This window comes from Micromonospora sp. NPDC053740 (assembly GCF_040677775.1).
Classification (GTDB): Bacteria; Actinomycetota; Actinomycetes; order Mycobacteriales; family Micromonosporaceae; genus Micromonospora; species Micromonospora alfalfae.
Map to the genome: position 1 here is coordinate 24,504 of NZ_JBFASO010000012.1, position 24,855 is coordinate 49,358.

Here is a 24,855-nt window from a genome sequence, read left to right on the forward strand (position 1 = left end):
GACGGCCGGGGCGACGACCGGCGTCGAGATCAACGCTCGCTGATCGTGAGGTTGCCGCTCTTTGCCGAACCGTCGAGCACCAGGGACGCCGCCGGGTTGTCGGCGACGGTGATGGTCTCGTCACCGGAGTCGGCGTTGGACCGGACCCGGTAGCTGCCCTGCGGCACCAGCAGCGTGACGTCACCACTGGAGGCGTGGACCCGGGCCGAGGCGGGCTTGTCCAGCTCCACGTCGACATTGCCCGAGCTGGCCTCGGCGTCGACAGCGCCGCCCAGCCGGCGTGCGGTGATGTCCCCCGACGAGGCGCGCAGCCGTACGGCCGCGGCGGCCTCGTTCACCTCGATGTTGCCCGAGCGGGCCTCCACCCCGACCGCGCCCGACGCACCGGAGATCCGTACGTCGCCCGAGCGCACCTGTAGGTCCACGGTGCCGACGCGGCTCAGCTCGACGTTGCCGGAGCTGGTCTCGCCCTGCACCGCCACACCCTCTGGCACCGTCACCTCGTAGGAGATGCTGCACCGCGAGCCACAGTCGGTGTTCAGCACCAGCTCGCTGCCCTTGATCTCGTAGCGGGTGTTGTCCGGTTCGCCGCCCTGGTAGCGAACCACTCGCTTGATCCGCACCTCGGACGCCGAGCCGGTGCCGCGGACCACAACGTCGCCAGAACCCCCGGAGACCCGGACCGTGGTGATCCGGACCGCCTCGGTGTTGTCGTAGTCGAGCCGGCGGAACGACAGGTTGTCGCACCCGGCGAGCACGATGAGGGTGGTGGTGAGCCCTAGCGCGACGGGAGCGGTGACGCGACGACGGCGGGGGGTGGTGGTCAGGTGCAGTGCCATGACCAGCACGCTACGGCCGAGCACGAGACGGCCGCATCGGGGTTCATCCGCGCTTGCACCCCGAACCAACCCTGATTTCGCACCCCGAGGGAGAATGGCCCGATGGCCGGGTATCGCCGACAGCTCTACCGCGACGACGCGGTGGTGCTGCGTGTGCAGAAGCTCGGCGAGTCCGACCGGATCATCACCCTGCTCACCCGCCGGCACGGCCGACTGCGCGCGGTGGCTCGAGGGATCCGCCGCACCACCAGCAAGTTCGGCGCCCGGCTGGAGCCGTTCGGCCACGTCGACCTCCAGCTCGCCGGTGACCCGAAGGGCAACCACGGCAGCTCTCTGCACACGGTGAGCCAGGTCGAGGGCATCGACCTGTACGGCAAACGGTTCCTCGGCGACTATCCGCGCTACACGGCGGCCAGCGCGATCGCCGAGACCGCCGAGCGGCTGACCCCGGTGGAAAGGGAGCCGTCGCTGCGGTTGTTCCAGCTCACCATCGGCGCGCTGAAGGCGCTGTCCCGGGGCGAGCACGCCACCACCCTGGTGCTCGACGCGTACCTGCTGCGTGGGATGTCCCTGGCCGGCTGGGCGCCGGCGCTGGTCGCCTGCGCGGTCTGTGGCACGCCCGGGCGGCACCGGGCGTTCTCGGTGCCGGCCGGAGGCGCGGTCTGTCCGGATTGTCGGCCACCCGGGGCGGCTCATCCCGCCCCGGCCACCATCGATCTGATGTCCGCGCTGACCTCCGGTGACTGGGTGATCGCCGACGCCACCGACGCCGCCGTACGTCGGGAGTGCAGTGGGCTGGTCGCGGCTCACCTGCAGTGGCACCTGGAGCGCGCGCTACGCTCGCTGCCGCTGGTCGACCGGGGTTCCTCGGCGGCCGGCACGGCTCCGCCGCCGGAGGGCACCGGGGCCGTGGTGCTCCGGCCACGTGGCGACGTCGAGGCCGGGGCGGACGGCGCGAACAGGGAGTGACCGAGTGATCCGATCGAAGAAGGCTGGCCGGCGCGAGCCGACGCCGCCGGTGCCACACCCGTCCGGGGCCCGACCCCCGGCGCTGCCCACCGAGGCGGTGCCGAAGCACGTGGCGGTGGTGATGGACGGCAACGGCCGCTGGGCCAAGGACCGCGGGCTGCCCCGCACCAAGGGGCACGAGGCGGGGGAGCACAGCCTCTTCGACACCATCGAGGGCGCCATCGAGATGGGCATCCCGTACCTGTCGGCGTACGCGTTCTCCACCGAGAACTGGCGGCGCTCGCCCGACGAGGTCCGGTTCCTGATGGGGTTCAACCGGGACGTGATCCGTCGCCGCCGTGACCAGTTGGTCGACCTGGGCGTTCGGGTGGTGTGGTCGGGCCGGCCTGGTCGGCTGTGGAAGAGCGTCATCTCCGAGTTGCAGACCGCCGAGGAGATGTCCCGCGACAACTCGACGCTGACCCTGCAGTTCTGCGTCAACTACGGCGGGCAGGCCGAGATCGGTGACGCCGCCGCCGCTATCGCGCGGGACGTGGCGGCCGGCCGGCTGGATCCGGCGAAGGTCACCGAGAAGACAGTGGCGAAGTACCTCTACCACCCGGAGATCCCGGAGGTGGACCTGTTCCTGCGCCCGTCCGGGGAGGAACGGATCTCCAACTTCCTGCTGTGGCAGACCGCGTACGCCGAGTTGGTCTTCCTGGACACGCTCTGGCCCGACTTCGACCGCCGCCACCTCTGGTACGCGTGCGAGTTGTACGCCCAGCGGGACCGACGCTTCGGCGGCGCGCTGCCCAACCCGGTCGCCCCGGTTATCTGAGCCGACGCTTACCCGCACGTCACTCTGGGTATCAGAGACGTCAGAAGCCACTGACGGAGGTGAACCCACATGATCCAGAAGCGCATTGCCCAGTGGGCGGTGATGGCGATCGCGGTGCCGCTGGCTGCGGCCGGCGCCCGCCGGCTCAGCCACACCCTGGAGGCCCGGCGTGGTCCCTCCGGGGCGACCCGGTTGCTGACGAAGGGTGCGGACCTGATCCGTCCGCAGAAGGCCAAGCGCCGCCGCTTCTTCTGACCGATCCCCAGTTGTCCCAACGCCGCCCGCACACCAGTGCGGGCGGCGTTGTCGCATCCTCTCGGCGTCGAGGTGCCTGGGTAGGCACCACGGCGACCATCAGGCTTGGCACCGAGCGGGGGTGGTGTGCTCGTTTCGGGGTCCTGCGCAGGGACGGCGGGTAGGGTCCGGAGGTGGTGGGACGACGGCGGTTGGGGGGCAGATGCGTGATCTCCGCTTTAAGATGATCATGGCGTTGAACGCCGCCGACCTGGGCGACCCGATGTGCGAGCAGGTGGCCGAGATCTGTGCCGAGATCGCCGAGCAGCACTGCGCCGAGTTCGGCCACACACCCCAGCTGCGTACCGGTGAGATCGCCGAACTGGCCACCGGCGAACCGGCCCTGACCTGGGCGCCGTCCACCCCCGACGCCGGGCAGCGTGCCTGGTGACCGCGCCCGCGCCCGCTGTCGACATCCGTCGCGCCGATGACCGCTTCGCCACCCGGATCTCCTGGCTGGACTCCAAGCACTCCTTCTCGTTCTCCCGGCACTACGACCCGGCCAACACCCACCACGGCCTGCTGCTTGTCAACAACGACGACGTGGTCCGACCGGGCGCGGGCTTCGAGACCCACCCGCACCAGGACATGGAGATCGTGACCTGGGTGCTGCGCGGCTCCCTGGTGCACCAGGACTCCACCGGGCACTCCGGGGTGATCTACCCGGGTCTGGCCCAGCGGATGAGCGCCGGCACCGGGATCCTGCACTCGGAGAAGAACGACGCCTGGCGGCTCAACAACCAGGAGCCGCACACCGACCCGGTGCACTTCGTGCAGATGTGGGTCCTCCCCGACGAGCAGGGCGTCGACCCCGGCTACGAGCAGTTGGAGATCGAGGACGAGCTGCTCCGCGGGGGCCTCGTGCCGATCGCGTCCGGGATGGACCGCTACGACGGCGCGTCAGCGATCCGGATCCGCAACCGGTACGCGACCCTGCACGCCGCCCGTCTCGCTCCCGGCGACGAGGTCACCATCCCGGACGCGCCCTACGTGCACCTCTACGTGCCAAACGGCACTGTGACCCTGGAGGGCAGCGGTCCGCTCGCCAGCGGCGACGCCGCCCGGCTCACCATGACCGGTGGTCGGCGGGTGACAGCCGACGAACCGGCCGAGATCCTCGTCTGGGAGATGCACGCCACTGTCGGCTGACCGTCACCCGCGCGGCCTGCTCCCATGATCTCGCCCGAACATGGATGTAGTGGCCTCCCCGCCGGGGGAGACCACTACATCGAGGATCGAGCACGATCACGGCGGCGCGCAGGGCGCCGCGCCGACTACGCCGGGGACTCGGTGCGGTCGGCGGCCCAGGTGGTGTGGAACGAACCCTCGCGGTCCACCCGCTGGTAGGTGTGCGCGCCGAAGTTGTCCCGCAGACCCTGGATCAGCGCGGCAGGCAGCCGCTCCGCGCGCAACGCGTCGAAGTACGCCAACGACGACGAGAACGCGGGCGTCGGCACACCGGCCCGGGTCGCGTCGGCCACCACCCGCCGCCAGCTCGGCACGCCAGCGCTGACCGCCTCGGCGAAGTACGGCGCCACCAGCAGCGTCGGCAGGTCGGGCTGCTCGTCGTACGCCTCACGGATCCGGTTGAGGAAGCGGGCCCGGATGATGCAGCCGCCCCGCCAGATCGTCGCCGTGCCGCCAAGGTCGATGTCCCAGTTGTATTCCTGGCTGCCCGCGCGGATGTGGTCGAAGCCCTGCGCGTACGCGACGATCTTGGAGGCGAGCAGCGCCCGGCGGACGTCCTCGACGAAGGTCTCCCGGTCGGTCACCTGCCACTTCTCACCCGCGTCGGGGAACGCCCGGCGGGCCGCCTCGCGCTGGTCCACGTGCCCGGAGAGCGAACGGGCGAAGGTCGCCTCGGCGATCCCGGTGATCGGGATGCCCAGGTCCAGGGCACTCTGCACGGTCCACCGACCGGTGCCCTTCTGCTCGGCCCGGTCCTGCACGATGTCCACGAACGACCGGCCGGTCGCCGCATCGGTGTGCGCGAGCACGTCGGCGGTGATCTCGATGAGGAACGACTCCAGCTCGCCGTTGTTCCACTCCCGGAAGATCTCCGCGATCTCGGCCGGCGTCGCGTCCAGGCCGGCCCGAAGCAGGTCGTACGCCTCAGCGATGAGCTGCATGTCGGCGTACTCGATGCCGTTGTGCACCATCTTGACGAAGTGCCCGGCCCCGTCCGGCCCGACGTGCATGCAACACGGCACGCCGTCCACCTGCGCGGCGATCTTCTCGAACATCGGCCCGAGCTTCGCGTACGACTCGGCGGAGCCGCCCGGCATGATGCTCGGCCCGAGCAGCGCGCCCTCCTCGCCGCCGGAGACGCCGGTGCCGCTGAAGTGCAGGCCCTGCGCCCGCAGCGCCTCCTCGCGTCGACGGGTGTCGGCGAAGTGGGCGTTGCCACAGTCGACGATGATGTCGCCCTCGTCGAGCAGCGGCACCAACTCGTCGATCACCGCGTCGGTGGGCGCACCGGCCTTCACCATGACGATGACCGCGCGGGGTCGTTCCAGTGACGCCACGAAATCGGCCATCGTCTCGCCCGGCAGGAACGTGCCCTCGTCGCCGTGCTCGGCGACCAGGCTGCGGGTGCGCTCCGGCGAGCGGTTGTGCACTGCCACCGTGAAGCCGTTGCGGGCCAGGTTGCGGGCCACATTGCGACCCATCACCGCCAACCCGGTCACACCGATCTGTGCCCTCGCCTGATCAGCCATTCGTGCCGCCACCTCTCGTCACACCACTATCAGCGCTTGGAAACTTACCGTGATGTGAGCCGATACGGACCAGTGACCGACGTCGCGTTACTGCACGTAATGTGGACGTTGCCCCTGACGGCTCGGGCCCTCGGCAATGCTCGGTGAGCCCCGCGCAGGGAAACATGTCGTCATTTCCCGCCGCGGGCGTCAGCCTTCGGCGAGACGGGCTTCGATTCGGGCGATCTTCCCGGTCAGCGCGTCGGTGACCCCGGGCCGGACGTCGGCTTTGAGCACCACACTCACCCGGGGCGCCCGCGCGGCGACCACGTCGACCGCCTGCTTCACCACCGCCATCACCTCGTCCCACTCACCCTCGACGGTGGTGAACATGGCATCGGTCCGGTTGGGAAGGCCGGACGCACGGACCACCCGCACCGCCTCGGCGACCAGGTCACCCACCGAGTCGTCACCGCCGAGCGGGGTGATCGAGAACGCGATCAGCATGTGCCGATCGTGCCAGTAAAAACGGATGCGCGTCGGTCGGGCGGTGGCTACGGTACGAACATGCGTAACTGACGCCCAACTTCCGAGCCGGCCCGCCGTCCCGCGTCGCGGTCCGTGCGCTCCCGGGCGTCCCGCATTCCCTCCCCGCCGTTCGGCGGCGATGGCCCTGCCCGGCCCCGGTGAGCAGTCCCTTCCCCACTCGACCGTCGCGCAACGGCGGTCACCAGCCGATCCGACCGACCGCCGCAGCGCGGGACCGGCCGTGCCGGTCGGCATTGAAGGAGGCCCGGATGCCTGCCAGGCGTAACCCGAAAAAGACCCGTACCCCGAGAGCGACGCCGCTCGGCATCGACCCGGCGGCCGGCCACGGACCGCTCCCAACCACCCTCCCGGCCCTCGACCTCGCGGTCGAACCACCCCTGCCGGCGGCGCTGCCTGCGCTGCTTGTGGAGCCCGCGCTGCTTGTGGAGCCCGCGCTGCTTGTGGAGCCGGCGCTGCGGGCCGAGTCGGCGTTGCCGGCGGCGCTGGTGGAGCCTGCGCTGCGGGCCGAGTCGGCGTTGCCGGCGGCGCTGGTGGATCCGGCGCTGCCGGCGGCCGCCCCGGACGGGGTGGCGCTGCCCGACGAGGTGGCGCTGCCGGCAGCGGTCGATGTGCCGGCGGTTGTCGACGCGCCTTCAGTGGGCGATCTGCCGAAGTCGACAGGCCGACCGAAGGCACCGACGGCCGGGCCACCGCAGGGCGGCGGCAACCGCTCCGGCGGCGGCCGCAGCCAGCAGGCCGGCCAGACCCGCCGCTACGCCTTCCGCCGCAGCTGACCGAGCACCCCCACCCCGCCCCGCCCCGCCTCCCGCCCAGCCCAGCCCCGCGTGCCGTGCAGCCCAGCCCCAGCCCCGCCCCGCGCCCGTCGATCTTGCACTTTCTGCCCTCGCATCACCGGCATATCGGGATGAATGAGCGACAGAAACCGCAAGATCGACGGGGGTGGCGCTTGGGCGCTGGGCGGTGACAGCAACATCAGGGATGTAGTGGCCTCCGCTGTCAGCGAGACCACTACATCCCTGATGTTGTGCGGATCTTGGCGGCGCGGCGCGGCGCGGCGCGGCGCGGCGCGGCGCGGCGCGGCGCGGCGCGGCGCGGCGCGGCGCGGCGGGGCGGGGCGGGGCGCGGTCGGGGCGCAGGGCGCGTCGGGGCGCGGTCGGGGCGCAGGGCAGGGTGCGGGCGCGGCGCAGGGCGGGGCGCGGGCCGGGGGCGGGGGTGCAGGGCGCGGCGGGGGCGCGGCGCGGCGGGGTCAGCCGATGAGGGGGCGGAAGGTGCCCAGGGCGACGCTCGTGGTCAGGGTGGCCGCGGCGAGTACGGCGGCCCCGGCGATGAGGAGGGCGTCGGCGCGGGTGAAGTGTTGCTGGCGGGCGACGGTACGGGGTGTGCCGGCGTCGAAGCCACGCGCGTCCATCGCCACCGCCAGCCGGGTGCCTCGGCGGATCGCCCCCACCAGCAGCGCGAACGCGGTGGAGGCGAAGAGCCGCAGCTTCGCCACCGGGTTGCGTCCTGCGTCGACGCCCCGCGCCCGTCGAGCCATGCTGATCATCTGCCACTCCTGACCGAGCAGCGGCACGAGCCGGAACGCGGCCAGCGCCCCGATGGCGAACCGGGCCGGCGCTTTCGCGTTCTGGATCAACGCGTCGGCCAGGTCGGTGGGGTCGGTGGTCGCGAAGACGATCACGCCGGGCAGTGCCACCGCGAACACCCGCAGCACCAGGCCGAGCGCGGTGAGCAGGACGCCGGTGGTCACCAGTACCGGGCCCGCGTCCAGCAGGACCCGACCGGACCGGTCGGCGGCGAACAGCACCAGGGTGACCAGGATGCCGGCGGCACTGAGCAGCAGTGGCCAGGCCCGGCGGGCCAGCACCCGGTAGCGGATGCCGAACAGCGGCAGGACGGCCAGCTCAAGGGCGATGGCGATCGCCGGGGCCACCGGGTCCAGGGTCGCCAGCAGGGTGAACGAGAAGACGAGCGCGGCGGCGACCTTCGCTATCGGGTTGCGGCGGGCCAACGGCGCGTCCGGCGCGGCGACCGGTTCGATGCTGATCATCGGTGGTCGTCCGGGGCGCGGTGCAGGGTGACGGTGCGGTCGGCGAGCGCGGCGACGAAGTCCGCGTCGTGGGTGACAGTGACCACGCCGTGCCCGGCGTCGCGCAGGTCGGCGAAGAGGTCGACCAGTTCCCGCCAGGTCCGCCGGTCCTGGCCGAAGGTGGGTTCGTCGCAGATCAGCAGGCGTGGCGCGGTGGCCAGGGCCGTCGCCACGCTCAGCCGCCGCGCTTCGCCACCCGAGAGGGTGTACGGGTTGGCGGCGGCGAGTCGGGCCAGCCGCAGCCGGTCCAGCAGCCCGGTCACTGTTTCCTTGACGGCCGCCTCTGGTTGACCGGTGCGGCGCGGGCCGAGCGCCAACTCGTCGAAGACTGTGCTGGTGACGAACTGGTGCTCCGGATCCTGGAAGACCGACCCGATGCGTCGGGTCAGCGCGGGGGCCCGCCACCGGTGCGGGGGAGTGCGGTGGTCCGCGCCGGCCAACCCGGTGGACGCGGTGACCCGCCCGCTGCCCGGCCGGAGCAGACCGCCGAGCAGCAACGCCAGGGTGGACTTGCCGGCACCGTTCGGTCCGCGTACGGCGAGTGCTTCACCGGCGCGTACCGCCAGGTCGGTGGAGCCCAGCCGGGGCGGCAGGCCGAGCCGGTCGGCGGTGAGCAACAGCTCCCCGGGGCCGGCGGTGGCCGGTCGGGGCGCGATGGGGTGACCGGGCACCCAGACCCCCTCGGCGGCCAGGGCGGCGCCGTGGGCGGCGAAGACCGCCTCGGGCGGGCCGTCCGCGCGCACGCCGCCACCCGGTTCGAGGACGACCACCCGGTCGACCAGCGGCAGTGCCTCGGCGACCCGGTGCTCGACCAGGATCAGCGTGGTGTCGGTGTCCAGCGCGCCGGCCACCGCGTGCCGGACCAGTTCGGCCCCGGCCGGGTCGAGGTTGGCGGTCGGCTCGTCGAGCAGCAGCAGGGCGGGGCGCAGGGCCAGCGCGCCGGCCAGGGCGAGGCGTTGCTGCTCGCCGCCGGAGAGCGCCGCTGTGTGGCGGTCCCGGGGGTACGGGAAGCCGACCCGGTGCAGCGCCTCGTCCACCCGGGGCCAGATCTCGTCGGCCGGCACTCCCCGGTTCTCCAGCCCGAACGCTACGTCGTCGCCGCAGCGCGCCATCACCAGTTGGGTCTCCGGGTCCTGGAAGACGATGCCGACCCGTTCCCGCCCCTTGCGCGGGTCGAGCCCGTCGATCTCGACGGTGCCCTCCTGCTCGCCGGAGTCCTCGGGGAGCAGCCCGGCCAACGCGCTGAGCACTGTGCTCTTGCCGGCCCCGGAGGGCCCGAGAAGCAAGATTCGCTCCCCAGCCTCGACCCGCAGATCAACCCCGCGTACGGCCCAGGCGCGCCGCCCAGCGTGCCGCCACCCGAACCCCCGCAGCAGTACCCCGCCCACCAAACCCACCCCCCTCCCTGCCGCGCGCCCCCGCCTACCCCGGTTGATCAAGAGGTTTGCGTCAGGAAATCGCCTTCCGTTGACGCAAACCTCTTGATCAACGCGGGTTTGTGGGGGGTTAGACCAGGGCTCGGTTTCGGCCTGCGGGGAAACGGTCCAGGACGCCGGTGTTGGCCAGGGCGTTCGTCAGCAGCCAGCCACCCAGGCCGGCGATCACTGTGGCGCTGACGATGGTGAGCAGCGCGTACGGGATGCGGTAGTCGGTCAGCGCGTAGTCGACGTTCCAGACGAAGAAGTCGAACAACGCGGCGCTGAGCCCGGTCAGCGCGCCCGCGAACACCGCGGTCGGCAGCCGGAACGACCGGTACCGGAAGGCGGCGAAGGCCAGTTCGGCGCCGATGCCCTGCACGATTCCCTGCGGGATCACCGTGCCGGCCCACTGGCTGCCCAGCAGCGCGGACAGGACAGCGGCCACGGTTTCGCAGTAGAGCGCGGCGCCGGGCTTGCGGATGACCAGCCCGCCGATCACCGCCGGCATCAGCCAGACGCCGTAGAGCAGCGTCTGCGCCGGCGGGAAGAAGGCGAACGCGCCCTCGGTGGCGCTCCAGACCAGACCCCAGGCCCAGAAGATGACGCCGAAGGCGACAGCGATCACCGAGGCGACCACGATGTCGATGGTGCGCCAACGGTGTGTGTCGGTGGTGGATGTCATGTGTTGCTCCCAGTTCGTGAGTGCGAACCAGGAGAAGACGCACGCCGCGTCCGGTGGCACCGGACTGCGGCGCGGCTGGAGGTCGACCGAACTCCCTGCGCTGGCATTACCCAGATCAGGTTCGAGGGTCTGCGGGCGTGCCCGCACTCTCAGCGCTGTGCGCTCCCCTGTCGGATATGAAGTTGTCTCGCTGACGCTAACACCGACCACCGTCGCGGGCCCAGCAGGGCATCCGCCTGACCTGCGGGAGCGACCCGCCGACCGCCGGCTGGGTACGCTTCCGATCATGCGGGTTGACGCGCGAGGCTTCACGTTCGAGGTGACCGTCGGCGGTCCGACGGACGGCGTACCCGTCCTGCTGCTGCACGGTTTCCCTCAGCACAGCGGCGAGTGGGACGACGTGGTGCCGGCGCTGCACGCCGGTGGGCTGCGCACGTACGCGCTGGACCAGCGCGGTTACTCACCCGGCGCCCGGCCCACGGCGGTGGCCGACTACCGGATCCCTGAACTGGTCACCGACGCGGTGGCGGTGCTCGACGCGCTCGGACTGGACGCCGTGCACCTGGTCGGCCACGACTGGGGCGCGGTAGTGGCCTGGGCGGTTGCCGCCCGGCACCCCGAGCGGGTCAACACGCTGACCGCGGTGTCCGTACCGCATCCGGCGGCCATGGCGCACGCCCTGAGCACCGACGCCCAACAGAAGGCCCGCTCGTCGTACATCGCGCTGTTCCGCAAGCCCGAGAAGGCCGAGAAAGTGCTGCTGGCGTGGCATGCCACCGCGCTGCGCAAGCTGCTCGGCGGGGTGGGCGACACGTCCCGGGTGAACCGGTACGCCGACCCGATGCGTGAGCCGGGCGCGCTCACGTCAGCGCTGAACTGGTACCGGGCGATGTCCCGCGCCGACCTGGCCGGCGTCGGCCCGGTCGCGGTGCCCACCACGTACGTCTGGAGTGACCGGGACGTCGCCATCGGCCGGACCGCCGCCGAGGCGTGCGCGCAGAACGTCACAGGCGACTACCGGTTCGTGCAGCTTCCCGGGGTGAGTCACTGGATCCCGGACGCGGCGCCGGCCCCGCTCGCCGAGGCGATCCTGGCCCGAGCGGGCGGGACGGCCTGAGCCGTGCGGGTCCGCGAGGGAGAGCCAACGTGACGACGGACGCCAGCGGGCCGGGTAGCCGTCGCTCGATCGCCGCGCAGCTGCGTGTGCTTGGCGTACGCCCCGGCGCGACGCTGCTGGTGCACGCCTCGCTGCGTTCGCTGGGCTTCGTCAGCGGCGGTCCGCACGCGGTGGTGCTCGCCCTGCGCGACGCGCTCGGCCCGGACGGCACGGTCGTCGTGCCCACCCACACGCCCGACAACAGCGACCCCGCGCAGTGGCGCAACCCGCCGGTGCCGGCGGGCTGGTGGCCGCTGATCCGCTCGGAGATGCCGGGTTTCGACCCGGCGGTCACCCCGAGCCGGTTCATGGGCGCGCTCGCCGAGACGGTCCGCGGCTGGCCCGGCGCGCTGCGCAGCTCCCATCCGCACGTGTCGTTCGCCGCGCTCGGCCCGGCCGCCGAGCAGGTGGTCGCCGGGCACACTCTGGTGGACATGCTCGGTGAGGGCTCCCCGCTGGCCCGCCTCTACGACCTCGACGCCGACGTGTTGCTGCTCGGCGTGGACCACTCGGTGAGCACCTCACTGCACCTTGCCGAGTACCGCCGCCCCGGCGCGCCCCGGCAGCGGATCGGTGCCGCGGTGCGTACCGCCGACGGTGGTCGGGACTGGGCGTGGTGGCAGGACGTACGACTCGACGCGGACGACTTCGCCGCGTTGGGCGGGGACCTGGAGGCCACCGGAGCGGTACGCACCGCACCGGTCGGCACCGGGACCGGCAGGTTGATGCGCCAGCGGGCGGCTGTCGACTTCGCGGTTCGCTGGCTGGCCCGTAATCGAACGACGGAGGACGTATGACGGTGAGTGCCGAGGACTACCTGGCCGTGGTGACCGAGACGATCGGCCGGGTGGCCGCCAGTCAGCGGGAGGCGGTGGGGCGGGCCGCCGACCTGATCGCCGAGGCCGTCCGAGCCGACGGCGTGGTGCACGCGTTCGGCACCGGGCACTCGGAGGCCCTCGCCATGGAGATCGCCGGACGGGCCGGCGGTCTGGTGCCGACCAACCGGATCGCGCTACGCGATCTGGTGCTGCTGGGTGGCGAACCGGCCGACCGACTCGGTCCGCTGCTGGAACGGGACCCGGCCGTCGCGCACCGCCTCTACGAGCTGGCCCCGGTGCGTCCCACAGATGTCTTCGTGCTCGCCTCGAACTCCGGGGTCAACGGCGCGATGGTGGAGTTCGCCACGCTGGTGAAGGAGCACGGCCACGGGTTGGTGGCGATCACCTCGGCGCAGCACTCCGGCCGGATGACCTCCCGGCACCCGTCCGGGCGCAAGCTGAGCGACCTCGCCGACGTGGTGCTCGACAACGGCGCTCCGTACGGCGACGGGACGCTGCCCCTGCCCGGCGGCGGCGCGGTCGGCGCGGTCTCCTCGATCACCGCGGCGCTGCTGGCGCAGCAGGTGACAGTGGAGGTGGTGGCGCGGTTGCTGGCGGCGGGGGAGCGTCCCCCGGTCTACCTGTCGGCGAACATCCCCGACGGCGATGCGCACAACAACGAGCTGGAAGCTCGGTACGCGGGCCGGATCCGACGCGGGTCCTGACACGGCGCTGGCGGTCGACCTGCGTCGCCGAGATGAACGGCAGATGTCGTGAACCTGTTTCGCGCTCGGTCGGGTGGGGCATTGGCGTTGCTGCCGGCGGCCGGGACCGCCGGCAGTAGCGTCTCACCGGAGGTAGCGCGTGTCCAAGGAGACCGACAAGCAGCGCTGGCAGCGCAACTTCGCCGACCTGCTGCAGGAGTTACGGGTCGCCCAGACCGGTGTGCAGATCCTCTTCGCCTTCCTGCTCACCCTGCCGTTCAGTAACGGGTTCACCGAGACCACCGAGTTCCAACGCGACGTTTACATAGTGGCGTTGCTCGCGGCGGCCGCCGCCACCGCGCTGATCATCTCGCCGGTGGCGTTCCACCGGGCGCTGTTCCGGCAGGGGCGCAAACCGGAACTGGTCCGCTTCGCGCACCGGATGGCCACCGGCGGCCTCGCCTTCATGCTGGTCGCGATGGTCAGCGCGGTGCTGCTGATCACCGACTTCGTGTTGGACCGGCCGATCGCCTTCGTGCTCAGCGCCCTGGCTGGAATCTGGTTCCTCACGTTCTGGGTGGCCCTGCCGTTCGCCCGACGCAACTGGGGTGAGGACGACATCGACGACGATGACGACGATCCGGACACCACCATCGGTCGCTGACCGCTCCGATCTTCACGCAGCGCTACCCCTGGGTAACAACCGGGGGTAGCGTGGCGGTAGTCGCGCACGTCGACGCAGCCGCACCGAGCTTCGAGGGGGCAGCCGTGACCACGACGCAGGATGGCCGACCGGCACCGGACGGCCCCGACTCCGAAACCACCGCCGGTGCCGCCGCGCCGCTGCCTGCGGAAGCCGGGCAGGTCACCGAGAAGGAGGCCCGGCAGGTCGCCGAGGCCGCCCGGGAGTCCACCTGGGACCGCCCCAGCTTCGGCAAGGAGCTGTTCCTCGGTCGGTTCCGGCTCGACCTGATCGACCCGTGGCCCCGATCCGACCCGGACGACGTGGCCCGCGCGGAGGAGTTCCTTGGTCGGTTCCGCGCCTTCCTGACCTCCGAGGTGGACGGCGCGGCCATCGAACGGGACGCATCGATACCCGACTCGGTGTTCCACGGTCTGGCCGACCTCGGCGCGTTCGGCATGAAGATCGACCGGAAGTACGGCGGGCTCGGGCTGAGCAACCTGCACTACTGCCGGGCGCTCATGCTGGCCGGCTCGGTCAGCCCGGCCATCGGCGCGCTGCTCTCGGCGCACCAGTCGATCGGGGTGCCGCAGCCACTGAAGATGTTCGGCACCGCCGAGCAGAAGCAACGCTTCCTGCCCCGGCTCGCCGCCGGCGAGGTGTCCGCGTTCCTGCTCACCGAACCGGACGTCGGCTCCGACCCGGCCCGGCTGGCCACCATCGCGGAGCCGACCGAGGACGGCACCGGTTACCGGCTCAACGGGGTGAAGCTCTGGGCCACCAACGGCATCGTGGCCACCCTGCTGGTGGTGATGGCCCGGGTGCCGGCCACCGAGGGACGTCGGGGCGGCATCACCGCCTTCGTGGTGGACGGCGACAGCCCCGGCATCACCGTCGAGCGGCGCAACGAGTTCATCGGCCTGCGCGGCCTGGAGAACAGCCTGACCCGGTTCCACGACGTGATCGTCCCCGCCGAGAACGTCATCGGCGGCGAGGGCAAGGGGCTGAAGATCGCCCTGACCACTCTGAACACCGGCCGGCTCTCCCTGCCGGCCATGTGCGTGGGCGCCGGCAAGTGGGCGTTGAACGTGGCCCGAGGATGGGCCGCCGACCGGGTCCAGTGGGGACGCCCGGTGGGCGAGCACGAGGCGGTCGCTCAGAAACTCTCCTTCATCGCCGCCACCACGTACGGCATGGAGACGATGCTCGACCTCTGCTGCCTGCTCGCCGACGACGACCGCAACGACATCCGGATCGAGGCGGCACTGGTCAAGCTGTACGCCAGCGAGATGGCCTGGAAGATCGCCGACGAGCTGATCCAGATCCGGGGCGGGCGCGGCTACGAGACTGCCGACTCGTTGGCCGCCCGCGGCGAACGCCCGGCCGCCGTCGAGCAGATGCTCCGCGACCTGCGGATCAACCGGATCTTCGAGGGCTCCACCGAGATCATGCACCTGCTGATCGCGCGGGAGGCGGTTGACGCCCACCTGTCGGTGGCCGGCGACATCATCGACCCGGACGCGGGGCTGGGCCGCAAGGCCCGAGCCGGCGCGCGAGCCGGTGCCTTCTACGCGAAGTGGCTGCCCACCCTCGCCGTCGGCCGGGGGCAGAGCCCCTCGGCGTACGCCGAGTTCGGCCCGCTCGCCGCGCACCTGCGCCAGGTGGAGCGTTCGTCGCGCAAGCTGGCCCGGTCGACGTTCTACGCGATGTCCCGCTGGCAGGGAAAGATGGAGCGTAAGCAGGCGTTCCTCGGCCGGGTTGTGGACATCGGCGCCGAGTTGTTCGCGATGTCCGCGGTCTGCGTCCGGGCCTCCGCCGAACGGGACAGCCGCCCGGAGAACGTCGAGCTGGCCGACCTGTTCTGCCGGCAGGCGCGGGTGCGGGTGGACGCCCTGTTCGCCGCACTCTGGGACAACACCGACTCGGTCGACACCGCCGCCGCGAAGCGCATCCTCGCCGGCCGTTACGCCGGCCTGGAGGAGGGCGTGCTCACCCCGTCCGAGGAGCTGCCCTGGGTGGCCCGCTGGTCGCCCGGCCCGTCAACCTCCGAGGACGTCCGCCGCCGCATCCCCCCAAGGCCGTAAACCCGCACCGGCCGGCCTTGGCGCGGGTCGGCCCGGCCTGCGTGCGGGCTGGCCTGGGTGCGGGTCGGCCGTCGTACGGGCCGACGGCGCGGGTCAGCGGGAGACCGCCCAGGCCAACACTCCGGCCAGGATCAGGCCATTGAGCCCGGCCAGCGCCAGGTAGGCCGCGGGTGGGATCTTCTTGCCCCGGCGTACGAAGGAGACCAGGACGGCGGCGTAGCCGAGCAGCAGGACGGCGATGACGACGAGGAAGTAGAACACCCGACGACCTTAACGACATCGCCGTCAGGCTGGACCTTCGCCCGGCGGAGCGGCCGTCCGTCAACTCACCCTGCTCCGTCGATCATGGAGCTGTGGTGGGTGACAAAGCCCTCGTTGAATGTCAAACCAGGCACCACAACTCCTTGATCGACGGGGCTGAACGGTCCTGCTCCGCGAGCGGGCCACACTTGGGGCGACGTCAGCGGTTGCGGCCGCGTAGGCCGAGTTGGCGCAGCTCCAAGGCGGCCAGGGCGTCGACTGTCGCGTCGTCGCCGCGCCGCCACGACTCGGCGACGTCCGGGCCGATCCGGGTCAGTTTGCCCAGTGGTTGGGTGGCCAGCGCGCGCAGGGCGAGCAGATCCCGGCCGGCTGGGCCGGCGGCCAGCTTCGTCGCCGATCCGGCCCGGCGCATCCAACGGACCCGCAGCGGCAGCCAACCGAACAGCACGATGCCGAGCGGGAAGATCAGCACCGCGATGGCGAGGGCGAGCGCGAGCTGGTCGACCAGGTGCTGCTGGTCGCGGCCGGCGTCGGCGAGCCCTCGGGCGGCGTCGGCGGCCTGCCGGAACGGCGCGGTCAGCTCGTCACCGACCAGCGGCACCCGGCGGACCTTGCTGCCGGCGTCGGCGAGGTTGTCGGCGAGGCCACTGCCGGCGCCCTCCAACTTCTGCCCCGGTACGGCGAGCTTCTGCACCAGGTCGTGCAGCCACAGCGCGCCCCGGATCGCCGCGTACACCCAGGCGACGACGAGCAGGTCGGTGAGCAACTGGCGGGCGGCGGTCGGGAACCGATCGGCATAGATTTTCACGCCGGTCAGCGTGCCACGAACGACGACGCCCCGGCACCCGTCGATCGGCGGCCGGGTGGCACCGCCGGCGGGGCGATCGCCGGCGGTGTCGCGCGCGGGCAGGACCGCGCGAGGGCCGTGCCGGCCGGGGCACCGACCACGCCGCGACGACCGACGCGGTGGTGGCCGTGGCGAACGAGTCGTGGATCAGGCGAGCCGCAGGTCCACGAACGCGATGGTGCCGCCCGGCAGGACGTACCGGTCGATCTCGACGAAGCCCTGGTGGCGGGCGAAGCGGAGGCCGTCGTCGTTGGACGCCAGGACGACGGTGTGGACGACCTGCGCGCCCAGCTCCCGGGCCTGGGCCAGCCCGCGCTGGTAGATCTGCGCCCCGAAGCCCTGGCGACGCTTCTCGGGCAGCACTCGCGCGATCACGGTCGCCGGCTCGGACGTCGGGGGTCGCACCGTCGAGCAGCCCACCGGCACCCCGCCGACGTACGCGACCTCCAGGATGTTCCGCTGAGCGCGGACGGCGATCTCGTCTGCCGACAGCGGGTCGGTGGGGATGATCAGATTGTGGATGTGTTGCCAGTCGAGCGCTGTCGCTTCGCTGCCCACCGGGTGGACCCGCACGAACTGAAGATCTGTCACGCGGACAGGTTAGTCAGCGGACGCAGGTCGGGCAGGTGCCGAAGATCTCCAGGGTGTGGCTGACGTCGGCGTAGCCGTGCTGCGCGGCGACCCGATCGGCCCAGCTCTCCACGGCCGGGCCGGCAACCTCGACAGTCCGCCCGCACACCCGGCAGACCAGGTGGTGGTGGTGCCCCTCGCTGCACCGGCGGTAGAGGTGCTCGCCGCCCGGCGGGCGCATCACGTCGATCTCACCGGCGTCGGCGAGGCCCTGGAGGGTGCGGTAGACGGTGGTCAGGCCGACCCGCTCGCCTCGCTGCCGCAGCATCGCGTGCAGGTCCTGTGCGCTGTGGAAGCCCTCCATCTCGCCCAGCAGCGCGCTCACCGCCGAACGCTGCCGGGTGTTGCGCACCGCGGCGCTGCTCTCGGTCATGATCCCTCCCCGGCGTGGCTGACCGCGTCCGCCACGATGTGCGCGACGTGCTCGTCGACCAGGCTGTAGGCGATTTCCCGGCCTCGGCGGGAGCCGCGCACCACACCTGCTCCGCGCAACACCCGCAGGTGCTGGGAGACCAGTGGTTGCGCCGCGCCGAGCTTCTCCACCAACTCGTGCACGCACCGCTCGCCGCCGGCCAGCTCGCTGACGATGGCCAGCCGAATGGGAGCGGACAGGGCGCGGAGCAACTCGCTGGCCCCGTCGAACCCGTCGTAGCCCGTCGCGCTGGTCATCCTGCAACGGTAACCAATACCACCGACGTCGCGCTGACCAGGCTCAGCTCAGCACGACCTCGTGCGGTTCCGGTGTCGGTGCGGCGGTCGGCGTCGTCCGGCGGCGCACGACCCGCCAGACGGCGCCGGCCACTGCCACCACCAGGAACGAGGCGATCGCCACCAGCACCACCGAGGCGCCCGGCGCGGTGTCCGCCGTGGCCGCGACCCAGACACCCGAGCCGGCGGCGAAGAGGCCGAGCGCCATCGCTGCGGCCATCGTGCTGCGGAAGCCCCGGGTTACCTGCTGGGCGGTGGCGACCGGCACCACCATCAACGCGCTGATCAGCAGCACGCCGACGGCCCGCATGGCGATGGTCACTGTGACAGCTGTGGCGACAGCGATCAGCAGGTTCAGCGTGCGGACCGGCAGGCCGGAGACCCGGGCGTACTCCTCGTCGTGACTGACCGCGAAGAGCGCCGGCCGCAACGCGATCATCGTGACCAGGATCGCCGCGCCGAGCACCGCGATGGTGGTCAGGTCGGCGGGCGAGATGGTGGTCAGCGACCCGAACAGGTAGGCGTTGAGGTTCGCGCTGGTCGCGTCGGAGAGGCCGACCAGGAGTACGCCGCCGGCGATGCCGCCGTAGAAGAGCAGGGCCAGAGCCAGGTCACCGGAGGTACGCCCACGGGCCCGCACGATCTCGATGGCGATCGCGCCGATGGTGGCGGCGATCACCGCGACCAGCACCGGCGAGCGGTTGAGCAGCAACCCCGCGCCAACGCCGGTCAGCGCCACGTGCCCCACACCATCGCCGATCAACGCCAGCCGGCGCTGCACCAGGTAGATGCCGAGCGCCGGCGCGGCCAGGCCGATCACCAGCGCGCCGATCAGGGCACGCTGCATGTAGGGGTACTGGAAGAGTTCCATGGGTCAGTTGCTCCACAGCCCGGCGGGCTCGTCGTAGCAGTGCGGGTGCACGTGGTCGTGGTCGGGCTCCGCGTGATGACCGGCCGGGTCCGGCACCGTGCCGTCGTGGGCGATGCGACCCTCGTGGACGACGACGGCCCGGCTGATCACCGGTCGCAGCGGGCCCAGCTCGTGGGCGACGAGGAGCACAGTTCCGCCATCGCCGACGAAGTCGCGCAGCGCGCCGGCGAACGCCTCCTGGCTGGCCGCGTCCACCCCGGCGGTGGGCTCGTCGAGAACCAGCAGCTCCGGCTGGCCGGCCAGGGCGCGGGCGATCAGGGTGCGCTGCTGCTGGCCGCCGGAGAGCGTGGACACCGGGTCACCGGCCCGGTCGGCAAGCCCGACCGCGCCCAGCGCGGCGTCGACGGCGGACCGGTCGGCGCGACCCGGCGGACGCAGCACCCCCCGACGGGCCAGCCGGCCGGAGGCCACCACCTCCCGGACGGTCGCCGGTACGCCGCCGCCGGCACCCAGGCGTTGCGGGACGTACCCGATGCGCGCCCACTGCCGGAACCGGCGCAACGGCTTGTCGAAGAGGGTGACCGAGCCGGCGTTGATCGGCACCAGCCCGAGCACGGCGCGGATCAGGGTGGACTTGCCCGAGCCGTTGGCGCCGAGGATCGCGACCACCTCGCCGGCTGTCACGGTGAGCGAGATGTCCCGGAGCACGGGGCGGCCGTCGTAGCCGACCACCCCGTGCTCGACGGTGATGACAGGTGAGGTCACGAGCAGCTCAAGGCCGTCTGCAGGGTCCGCAGGTTGGTGCGCATCACCGAAAGGTAGTCCCCGTTGCTGTCGGCGGCGAGCCCTTCGATCGGGTCGAGCACGGCGGTCTTCGCGCCGACCTGACCGGCGATGGTCTCGGCGACCTTCGGGCTGACCAGGGTCTCGAAGAAGATCGTGGTGGCCTGGTGTTCCTTGGCCTCCTCGATCACGTGCGCGAGGCGCTGCGGCGAGGGCTCGACGTCCGGGCTCAGCCCGGTGATGCCGACCTGGTCCAGCTCGTAGCGGTCGGCAAGGTAGCCGAACGCGGCGTGGCTGGTCACGATCTCCCGCCGCTGGCAGGTCGCCAGACCGTGCTTGAACTCGCCGTCGAGTGTCGTCAGGTCGGCGCGCAGGGCGGCCGACCTGGCGGTGTAGTCGGCGGCGTGGTCCGGGTCGGCAGTGCCGAGTCGCTGGGCGAGCTGGTCGCCGATGCCGGCCAGCCGGGTCGGGTCGAGCCAGACGTGTGGGTCCTTGCCGCCGCTCTCCTCGGCATGCCCCTCCTCGCCCTCGTGGTCGTGCCCGCCGGCGGACGCGTCCAACAGCGGCTGCACGCTGGTCACGTCGAACGCCCGGTCGCCGCCGTTCTGGGCCACTGCGTCGTCCACCGCCGGCTGGAACCCCTTGAGGTAGACGATCAGCTCAGCGTCGCTGACCTGACCGACCTGGCTCGGGTTGAGTTCCAGGTCGTGCGGCTCGGCGCCGGGCTTGGCCAGGTTGGTGACCCGGACCGCGTCGCCGCCGATCCGTTCGGCCAGGAACTGGAGGGGGTAGAACGCGGCCACCACGTCGACTCGCTGGGGGTCGGCGCCGGCGGCGCCGCCGGTGGAGCAGCCGGCCCCGGCGCCCAGGGCGAGGAGGGCGGTCGCGGCGGCCAGGACACGGTACGTGGAGCGGTTGGTCATGTCGTCAACTGTCCGTGGCAACGATAATGATTGTCAAAAACGCATGATTGCATGTCAGAGGAGCTTCGCGAGGCCCACAGTCACCAGCAGGGTGAGCATCACCAGTCGGATCAGCCGGGTCTGCGGCGCCTGAACCGCCCAGGTCGTCGCCAACAGGGCGATCAGGGCCCCGGCGAGCGCGAGCGTGAGCAGCCCGCCGATCACCCCGGGCGTGAAGAACGCCACCAGCACCACCACCAGGGTGAGCAGGAACACCGACGTCGGGTTCGCCCCGGCCAACCGGGCGAGCAGAGGGCGCTGCGTACGCTGCATCCCACAGACTCTACGAGGAGGAACCCCCGGTGCTGGTGACCAACCGGTTCGTGGTCGACGTCGATGCCGCCGACGGCTTCACCGAACGGGCGCACGCCGCCCTCACCGCGCTGGCCGCCCGACCCGGCTACCTGCGCGGCCAACTGGTCCGGGCGCTGGACGACCCCCGGCACTGGTCACTGGTCACCGAATGGGAGTCGGTCGGCACGTACCGGCGGGCTCTCGGCGCCTTCGAGGTCAAGGTCAGCGCCGTGCCGCTGCTCGCCGAGTCCGTCGACGAGCCCTCCGCCTACGAGGCGCTGGCCACCGCCGCCCCCGGCGGGGCCGTGGTCGTCGCCGAGAGTGATCGGGCTGCGGGTCCTTACCGCTGAGCCGCCGGACACTACGCTGCTCCTATGACCGCACCCGCCCCGCCACCCGGTCCCGGGGTGGCTCCGCCGTTCGCCGCGCCGCCCACCGAGGGTCGCCGGACTCGGCTCTGGATCGGCCTCGGCGTCGGCGCGCTCGCCGTGGTGCTCTGCTGCGGCGGGGGTGGCACGGCCGTCGTCGGCCTGGCCGTCAGCGGAGTCCAGGCGATCCGGGAACAGGCCCGCACCGTGACCGGCGACTACTACCAGGCGTTGGTCGAACGGAACTACGGGCGGGCGTACGAGCAGCTCTGCGACGACGCGCAGCGGCGTGAGTCCCGGCCGGAGTTCGAGCGGCGCGCCGCCGCCGAACCGCAGGTGACCGCGTTCCGGGTGGGCGAGGTGGACACCACCTACCTGACCGTGCCGGTCGACGTGACACTCGACGGTGGCGACCGGGAGCGGCAACAGGTCAGCCTCGGCCAGGACGGGCAGACCGGCGGCGTGGAGGTCTGCGAGGTCAGCTGACCCGTCCCCGGTATTCTGCTGGGCTCGGGGCGACGGTGGTCGTACCGTTGTCCCGAACCGACCGTTCCATCCACATCTCGCCCCCGCCGACCGCCAGCCGGCGTAGGAGGAAACATGCCAGCCGACCGTATCGACGCCGTCGTCAGCCTCGCCAAGCGCCGAGGCTTCGTCTTCCCCTCCAGCGAGATCTACGGAGGCACCCGATCGGCGTGGGACTACGGTCCGCTCGGCGTGGAGCTCAAGGAGAACGTCCGCCGGCAGTGGTGGAAGACGATGGTCCAGCAGCGCGACGACGTCGTCGGCCTGGACTCCGCGGTGATCCTGTCCCGCAAGGTGTGGGAGGCGTCCGGCCACATCGCCGAGTTCGTCGACCCGCTCACCGAGTGCCAGTTCTGTCACAAGCGGTTCCGGGCGGACCACCTGGAAGAGGCGTACGCCGAGAAGCACGGCAAGCCGCTCACCTCGCTGGCCGAGCTGAACTGCCCCAACTGCGGCAACAAGGGCACCTTCACCGAGCCGAAGATGTTCAACGGCCTGATGAAGACCTACCTGGGCCCGGTGGAGAGCGACGAGGGGCTGCACTACCTGCGCCCGGAGACCGCGCAGGGCATCTTCGTCAACTACAAGAACGTCGAGACGGTCGCCCGCAAGAAGCCCCCGTTCGGCATCGCGCAGACCGGCAAGTCGTTCCGCAACGAGATCACCCCGGGCAACTTCATCTTCCGGACCCGCGAGTTCGAGCAGATGGAGATGGAGTTCTTCGTCGAGCCGGGCACCGACGAGCAGTGGCACGAGTACTGGCTCCAGGAGCGCTGGAACTGGTACCTCGACCTCGGCCTCTCGGCGGACAATCTGCGCCTGTTCGAGCACCCCAAGGAGAAGCTGTCGCACTACTCGAAGCGGACTGTGGACATCGAGTACCGCTTCCAGTTCGGTGGCACCGAGTTCGCCGAGCTTGAGGGTGTCGCCAACCGCACCGACTTCGACCTTTCCACGCACAGCAAGCACTCCGGCGTCGACCTGTCGTACTTCGACCAGGGCAAGAGTGAGCGCTGGATGCCGTACGTCATCGAGCCGGCCGCGGGTCTGACCCGCGCGGTGCTCGCCTTCCTGTTGGAGGCGTACGACGAGGACGAGGCGCCGAACACCAAGGGCGGCGTGGACAAGCGCACAGTGATGCGGTTCGACCCGAGGCTCGCCCCGGTCAAGGTGGCGGTGCTGCCGCTGTCCCGCAACGAGGCGCTGTCGCCCAAGGCCAAGGACCTCGCGACGCTGCTGCGCAAGCGCTGGGTGGTGGAGTTCGACGACTCGCAGGCGATCGGGCGTCGCTACCGCCGGCAGGACGAGATCGGCACCCCGTTCTGCGTCACTGTCGACTTCGACACCCTGGACGACAACGCGGTGACGGTGCGCAACCGGGACACCATGGCCCAGGAGCGCGTCTCCCTGGACCAGGTCGAGCGCTACCTGATCGAGCGTCTCCCCGGCTGCTGAGACTCTGCGCACGGGGCCTCGGCCGACGCGATGAGCGCCGGTCGGGGCCCCGTACACTTGTCCCGTGACTGCCTCGACCGTGCCCGCGCTGCGCCCGCTGACGCTTGGCCAGCACCAGGTGTGGCCGCCGGTCGTGCTCGCGCCGATGGCTGGGATCACCAACATCGGCTTCCGTCGGCTCTGTCGCGAGCAGGGCGGCGGCATCTACGTCTGCGAAATGATCACCACCCGGGCGCTGGTCGAGCGCAACCCGAAGACGCTGCGCATGATCGCGTTCGGCGACGACGAGAAGCCCCGCAGTCTCCAGCTCTACGGCACCGATCCGGAGATCACCGCCGCCGCCGTGCGGATCGTCGTCGAGCGCAACCTGGCCGATCACATCGACCTCAACTTCGGCTGCCCGGTCCCCAAGGTGACCCGGCGTGGCGGTGGCGCGGCGCTGCCGTGGCGGCGTCGGCTCTTCGCGCGACTCGTGCGGGCCGCGGTGGCCGCCGCGTCACCGTCCGGCGTGCCGGTCACCGTCAAGATGCGCAAGGGCATCGACGACGACCACCTGACGTACGTCGAAGCCGGGCTCGCCGCCCAGGACGCCGGCGTGGCAGCGGTGGCCCTGCACGGGCGGACGGCCTCGCAGCGCTACTCGGGCACCGCCGACTGGGACGCGATCGCCACCCTGAAGCAGGCCCTCGACGTGCCGGTGCTCGGCAACGGCGACATCTGGGAGGCCGACGACGCGCTGCGCATGGTGGCCCACACCGGTGTCGACGGTGTGGTCATCGGGCGCGGCTGTCTGGGCCGACCGTGGCTCTTCGCCGACCTGGAGGCCGCCTTCAACGGTCGGCCGGAGCGGCGGCTGCCCACCCTCGGCGAGGTGGCGGTGACCATGCGCCGGCACGCCGAGCTGCTGGTCGACCAGTTCACTGCCGGTGCCCGCAACCCGGCCCGCGGCGAACGGGACGGCTGCACCGACTTCCGCAAGCACGTCGCCTGGTACCTCAAGGGCTTCCCCGTCGGCGGCGAGCTGCGGCGCTCGCTGGCGATGATCGAAAGCCTGGCTCAGCTCGACGACCTGCTCGGCAAACTCGACCCGGCGGAGCCGTTCCCGGTGACCGCCCTCGGGCAGCCGCGCGGGCGTACCAACTCGCCCGGCAAGGTCTTCCTGCCCGAGGGCTGGCTGGCCAGCCGGGACGACGACACGGTCCCCGAGGGTGCCGAGATGGACGACTCCGGGGGCTGAGCCCCTGCCCGGTCGAGCAGAGACGCCCCGCGAACAGCCCTTGCGAAGGCGGCCTTGGCGCCGAGGCTGGTCATATGAGTTCGGCGCCCTATCGAGCTGATGTCGTGAACGAATCACCCG

30 protein-coding genes and 1 riboswitch are annotated in these 24,855 nt (G+C 71.6%); of the genes, 15 read left to right on the forward strand and 15 right to left on the reverse strand.

Features of this window, described 5'->3' with window-relative positions:
- Window positions 1-29 precede the first annotated feature (29 nt).
- Window positions 30-839 (reverse strand): DUF4097 family beta strand repeat-containing protein, encoded by an 810-nt coding sequence (locus AB0K35_RS27205; protein ID WP_363888679.1) that lies wholly within the window; start codon window positions 837-839, stop codon window positions 30-32.
- Between the two features lie 102 nt (window positions 840-941).
- On the opposite strand from AB0K35_RS27205, the gene recO reads away from it, so the two are divergent.
- The 5 genes from recO (at window position 942) to AB0K35_RS27230 (ending at window position 4,068) form a co-directional block, all read left to right on the forward strand.
- Window positions 942-1,808: a DNA repair protein RecO gene (gene recO, locus AB0K35_RS27210; RefSeq protein WP_091409749.1), complete on the forward strand. Its 867-nt coding sequence runs from the start codon at window positions 942-944 to the stop codon at window positions 1,806-1,808.
- 4 nt (window positions 1,809-1,812) lie between these two features.
- Window positions 1,813-2,625 carry an isoprenyl transferase gene (locus tag AB0K35_RS27215; RefSeq protein ID WP_091409745.1) on the forward strand — a complete coding sequence of 271 codons (813 nt, stop codon included), beginning with the start codon at window positions 1,813-1,815 and terminating at the stop codon, window positions 2,623-2,625.
- Between the two features lie 69 nt (window positions 2,626-2,694).
- Window positions 2,695-2,880, forward strand: coding sequence for a hypothetical protein (locus AB0K35_RS27220; RefSeq protein WP_030336441.1), 186 nt, complete (start codon window positions 2,695-2,697; stop codon window positions 2,878-2,880).
- Between the two features lie 229 nt (window positions 2,881-3,109).
- Window positions 3,110-3,310 (forward strand): thioredoxin reductase, encoded by a 201-nt coding sequence (locus AB0K35_RS27225; protein ID WP_238670381.1) that lies wholly within the window; start codon window positions 3,110-3,112, stop codon window positions 3,308-3,310.
- Window positions 3,307-4,068: a pirin family protein gene (locus tag AB0K35_RS27230; RefSeq protein ID WP_363888685.1), complete on the forward strand. Its 762-nt coding sequence runs from the start codon at window positions 3,307-3,309 to the stop codon at window positions 4,066-4,068. Before AB0K35_RS27225 ends, AB0K35_RS27230 begins: the two co-directional genes overlap by 4 nt.
- A 125-nt stretch (window positions 4,069-4,193) precedes the next feature.
- Here AB0K35_RS27230 and gndA read toward each other — a convergent pair whose 3' ends face one another.
- Window positions 4,194-5,636, reverse strand: a complete 1,443-nt coding sequence (gndA, locus tag AB0K35_RS27235; RefSeq protein WP_238670379.1) for an NADP-dependent phosphogluconate dehydrogenase — start codon at window positions 5,634-5,636, stop codon at window positions 4,194-4,196.
- 189 nt (window positions 5,637-5,825) lie between these two features.
- Window positions 5,826-6,122: a thiamine-binding protein gene (locus tag AB0K35_RS27240; RefSeq protein WP_196919265.1), complete on the reverse strand. Its 297-nt coding sequence runs from the start codon at window positions 6,120-6,122 to the stop codon at window positions 5,826-5,828.
- Between the two features lie 290 nt (window positions 6,123-6,412).
- On the opposite strand from AB0K35_RS27240, the gene AB0K35_RS27245 reads away from it, so the two are divergent.
- Window positions 6,413-6,937: a hypothetical protein gene (locus tag AB0K35_RS27245; protein WP_363888688.1), complete on the forward strand. Its 525-nt coding sequence runs from the start codon at window positions 6,413-6,415 to the stop codon at window positions 6,935-6,937.
- A gap of 473 nt (window positions 6,938-7,410) precedes the next feature.
- On the opposite strand, the gene AB0K35_RS27250 is transcribed toward AB0K35_RS27245, so the two are convergent.
- From AB0K35_RS27250 to AB0K35_RS27260, 3 genes are all read right to left on the reverse strand, one after another.
- Window positions 7,411-8,211 (reverse strand): energy-coupling factor transporter transmembrane component T, encoded by an 801-nt coding sequence (locus tag AB0K35_RS27250; protein WP_363888695.1) that lies wholly within the window; start codon window positions 8,209-8,211, stop codon window positions 7,411-7,413.
- A complete protein-coding gene (locus AB0K35_RS27255; RefSeq protein WP_363888698.1) occupies window positions 8,208-9,638 on the reverse strand; it encodes an ABC transporter ATP-binding protein in 1,431 nt (476 codons plus the stop codon). The genes AB0K35_RS27250 and AB0K35_RS27255 overlap by 4 nt, the downstream gene beginning before the upstream one ends.
- A 118-nt stretch (window positions 9,639-9,756) precedes the next feature.
- Entirely contained in the window at window positions 9,757-10,350 is a 594-nt protein-coding gene (locus AB0K35_RS27260; RefSeq protein WP_363888700.1) for an ECF transporter S component, read from the reverse strand.
- A gap of 74 nt (window positions 10,351-10,424) precedes the next feature.
- Window positions 10,425-10,529: riboswitch (TPP riboswitch) on the reverse strand.
- A 107-nt stretch (window positions 10,530-10,636) separates the two neighbouring features.
- On the opposite strand from AB0K35_RS27260, the gene AB0K35_RS27265 reads away from it, so the two are divergent.
- The 5 genes from AB0K35_RS27265 (at window position 10,637) to AB0K35_RS27285 (ending at window position 15,794) form a co-directional block, all read left to right on the forward strand.
- On the forward strand, window positions 10,637-11,467 hold the full coding sequence (locus tag AB0K35_RS27265) for an alpha/beta fold hydrolase (protein ID WP_363888704.1): 831 nt from the start codon (window positions 10,637-10,639) through the stop codon (window positions 11,465-11,467).
- 29 nt (window positions 11,468-11,496) lie between these two features.
- The gene (locus AB0K35_RS27270) at window positions 11,497-12,303 is read left to right on the forward strand and encodes an AAC(3) family N-acetyltransferase (protein WP_363888707.1); all 807 of its coding nucleotides are present in this window, start codon (window positions 11,497-11,499) and stop codon (window positions 12,301-12,303) included.
- On the forward strand, window positions 12,300-13,049 hold the full coding sequence (locus AB0K35_RS27275; RefSeq protein WP_363888709.1) for an SIS domain-containing protein: 750 nt from the start codon (window positions 12,300-12,302) through the stop codon (window positions 13,047-13,049). The genes AB0K35_RS27270 and AB0K35_RS27275 overlap by 4 nt, the downstream gene beginning before the upstream one ends.
- Before the next feature lie 139 nt (window positions 13,050-13,188).
- A complete protein-coding gene (locus AB0K35_RS27280) occupies window positions 13,189-13,692 on the forward strand; it encodes a DUF6328 family protein (protein ID WP_238670372.1) in 504 nt (167 codons plus the stop codon).
- Between the two features lie 104 nt (window positions 13,693-13,796).
- A complete protein-coding gene (locus AB0K35_RS27285; protein WP_363888711.1) occupies window positions 13,797-15,794 on the forward strand; it encodes an acyl-CoA dehydrogenase family protein in 1,998 nt (665 codons plus the stop codon).
- A gap of 93 nt (window positions 15,795-15,887) precedes the next feature.
- On the opposite strand, the gene AB0K35_RS27290 is transcribed toward AB0K35_RS27285, so the two are convergent.
- From AB0K35_RS27290 to AB0K35_RS27330, 9 genes are all read right to left on the reverse strand, one after another.
- Window positions 15,888-16,055, reverse strand: coding sequence for a hypothetical protein (locus AB0K35_RS27290; RefSeq protein WP_167337361.1), 168 nt, complete (start codon window positions 16,053-16,055; stop codon window positions 15,888-15,890).
- A 199-nt stretch (window positions 16,056-16,254) separates the two neighbouring features.
- The gene (locus AB0K35_RS27295; RefSeq protein ID WP_238670369.1) at window positions 16,255-16,863 is read right to left on the reverse strand and encodes a hypothetical protein; all 609 of its coding nucleotides are present in this window, start codon (window positions 16,861-16,863) and stop codon (window positions 16,255-16,257) included.
- 186 nt (window positions 16,864-17,049) lie between these two features.
- On the reverse strand, window positions 17,050-17,493 hold the full coding sequence (locus AB0K35_RS27300; RefSeq protein WP_363888714.1) for a GNAT family N-acetyltransferase: 444 nt from the start codon (window positions 17,491-17,493) through the stop codon (window positions 17,050-17,052).
- Window positions 17,494-17,506: 13 nt separating this feature from the next.
- The gene (locus tag AB0K35_RS27305) at window positions 17,507-17,905 is read right to left on the reverse strand and encodes a Fur family transcriptional regulator (RefSeq protein WP_210820118.1); all 399 of its coding nucleotides are present in this window, start codon (window positions 17,903-17,905) and stop codon (window positions 17,507-17,509) included.
- On the reverse strand, window positions 17,902-18,201 hold the full coding sequence (locus tag AB0K35_RS27310) for a metalloregulator ArsR/SmtB family transcription factor (protein ID WP_030338189.1): 300 nt from the start codon (window positions 18,199-18,201) through the stop codon (window positions 17,902-17,904). Before AB0K35_RS27310 ends, AB0K35_RS27305 begins: the two co-directional genes overlap by 4 nt.
- A gap of 43 nt (window positions 18,202-18,244) precedes the next feature.
- Complete coding sequence (locus AB0K35_RS27315) at window positions 18,245-19,111, reverse strand: metal ABC transporter permease (protein ID WP_238670367.1); 867 nt, start codon at window positions 19,109-19,111, stop codon at window positions 18,245-18,247.
- A 3-nt stretch (window positions 19,112-19,114) separates the two neighbouring features.
- A complete protein-coding gene (locus tag AB0K35_RS27320) occupies window positions 19,115-19,876 on the reverse strand; it encodes a metal ABC transporter ATP-binding protein (RefSeq protein WP_238670366.1) in 762 nt (253 codons plus the stop codon).
- Window positions 19,873-20,817, reverse strand: a complete 945-nt coding sequence (locus AB0K35_RS27325; protein WP_238670365.1) for a metal ABC transporter substrate-binding protein — start codon at window positions 20,815-20,817, stop codon at window positions 19,873-19,875. The genes AB0K35_RS27320 and AB0K35_RS27325 overlap by 4 nt, the downstream gene beginning before the upstream one ends.
- Before the next feature lie 54 nt (window positions 20,818-20,871).
- Window positions 20,872-21,129 carry a hypothetical protein gene (locus AB0K35_RS27330; protein ID WP_238670364.1) on the reverse strand — a complete coding sequence of 86 codons (258 nt, stop codon included), beginning with the start codon at window positions 21,127-21,129 and terminating at the stop codon, window positions 20,872-20,874.
- 29 nt (window positions 21,130-21,158) lie between these two features.
- On the opposite strand from AB0K35_RS27330, the gene AB0K35_RS27335 reads away from it, so the two are divergent.
- From AB0K35_RS27335 to dusB, 4 genes are all read left to right on the forward strand, one after another.
- The gene (locus AB0K35_RS27335) at window positions 21,159-21,500 is read left to right on the forward strand and encodes an antibiotic biosynthesis monooxygenase (protein ID WP_112589142.1); all 342 of its coding nucleotides are present in this window, start codon (window positions 21,159-21,161) and stop codon (window positions 21,498-21,500) included.
- 24 nt (window positions 21,501-21,524) lie between these two features.
- A complete protein-coding gene (locus tag AB0K35_RS27340) occupies window positions 21,525-22,004 on the forward strand; it encodes a hypothetical protein (protein WP_091409679.1) in 480 nt (159 codons plus the stop codon).
- 114 nt (window positions 22,005-22,118) lie between these two features.
- Complete coding sequence (locus AB0K35_RS27345; RefSeq protein ID WP_203124314.1) at window positions 22,119-23,498, forward strand: glycine--tRNA ligase; 1,380 nt, start codon at window positions 22,119-22,121, stop codon at window positions 23,496-23,498.
- 64 nt (window positions 23,499-23,562) lie between these two features.
- The gene (dusB, locus tag AB0K35_RS27350; protein WP_308193532.1) at window positions 23,563-24,735 is read left to right on the forward strand and encodes a tRNA dihydrouridine synthase DusB; all 1,173 of its coding nucleotides are present in this window, start codon (window positions 23,563-23,565) and stop codon (window positions 24,733-24,735) included.
- Window positions 24,736-24,855 lie beyond the last annotated feature (120 nt).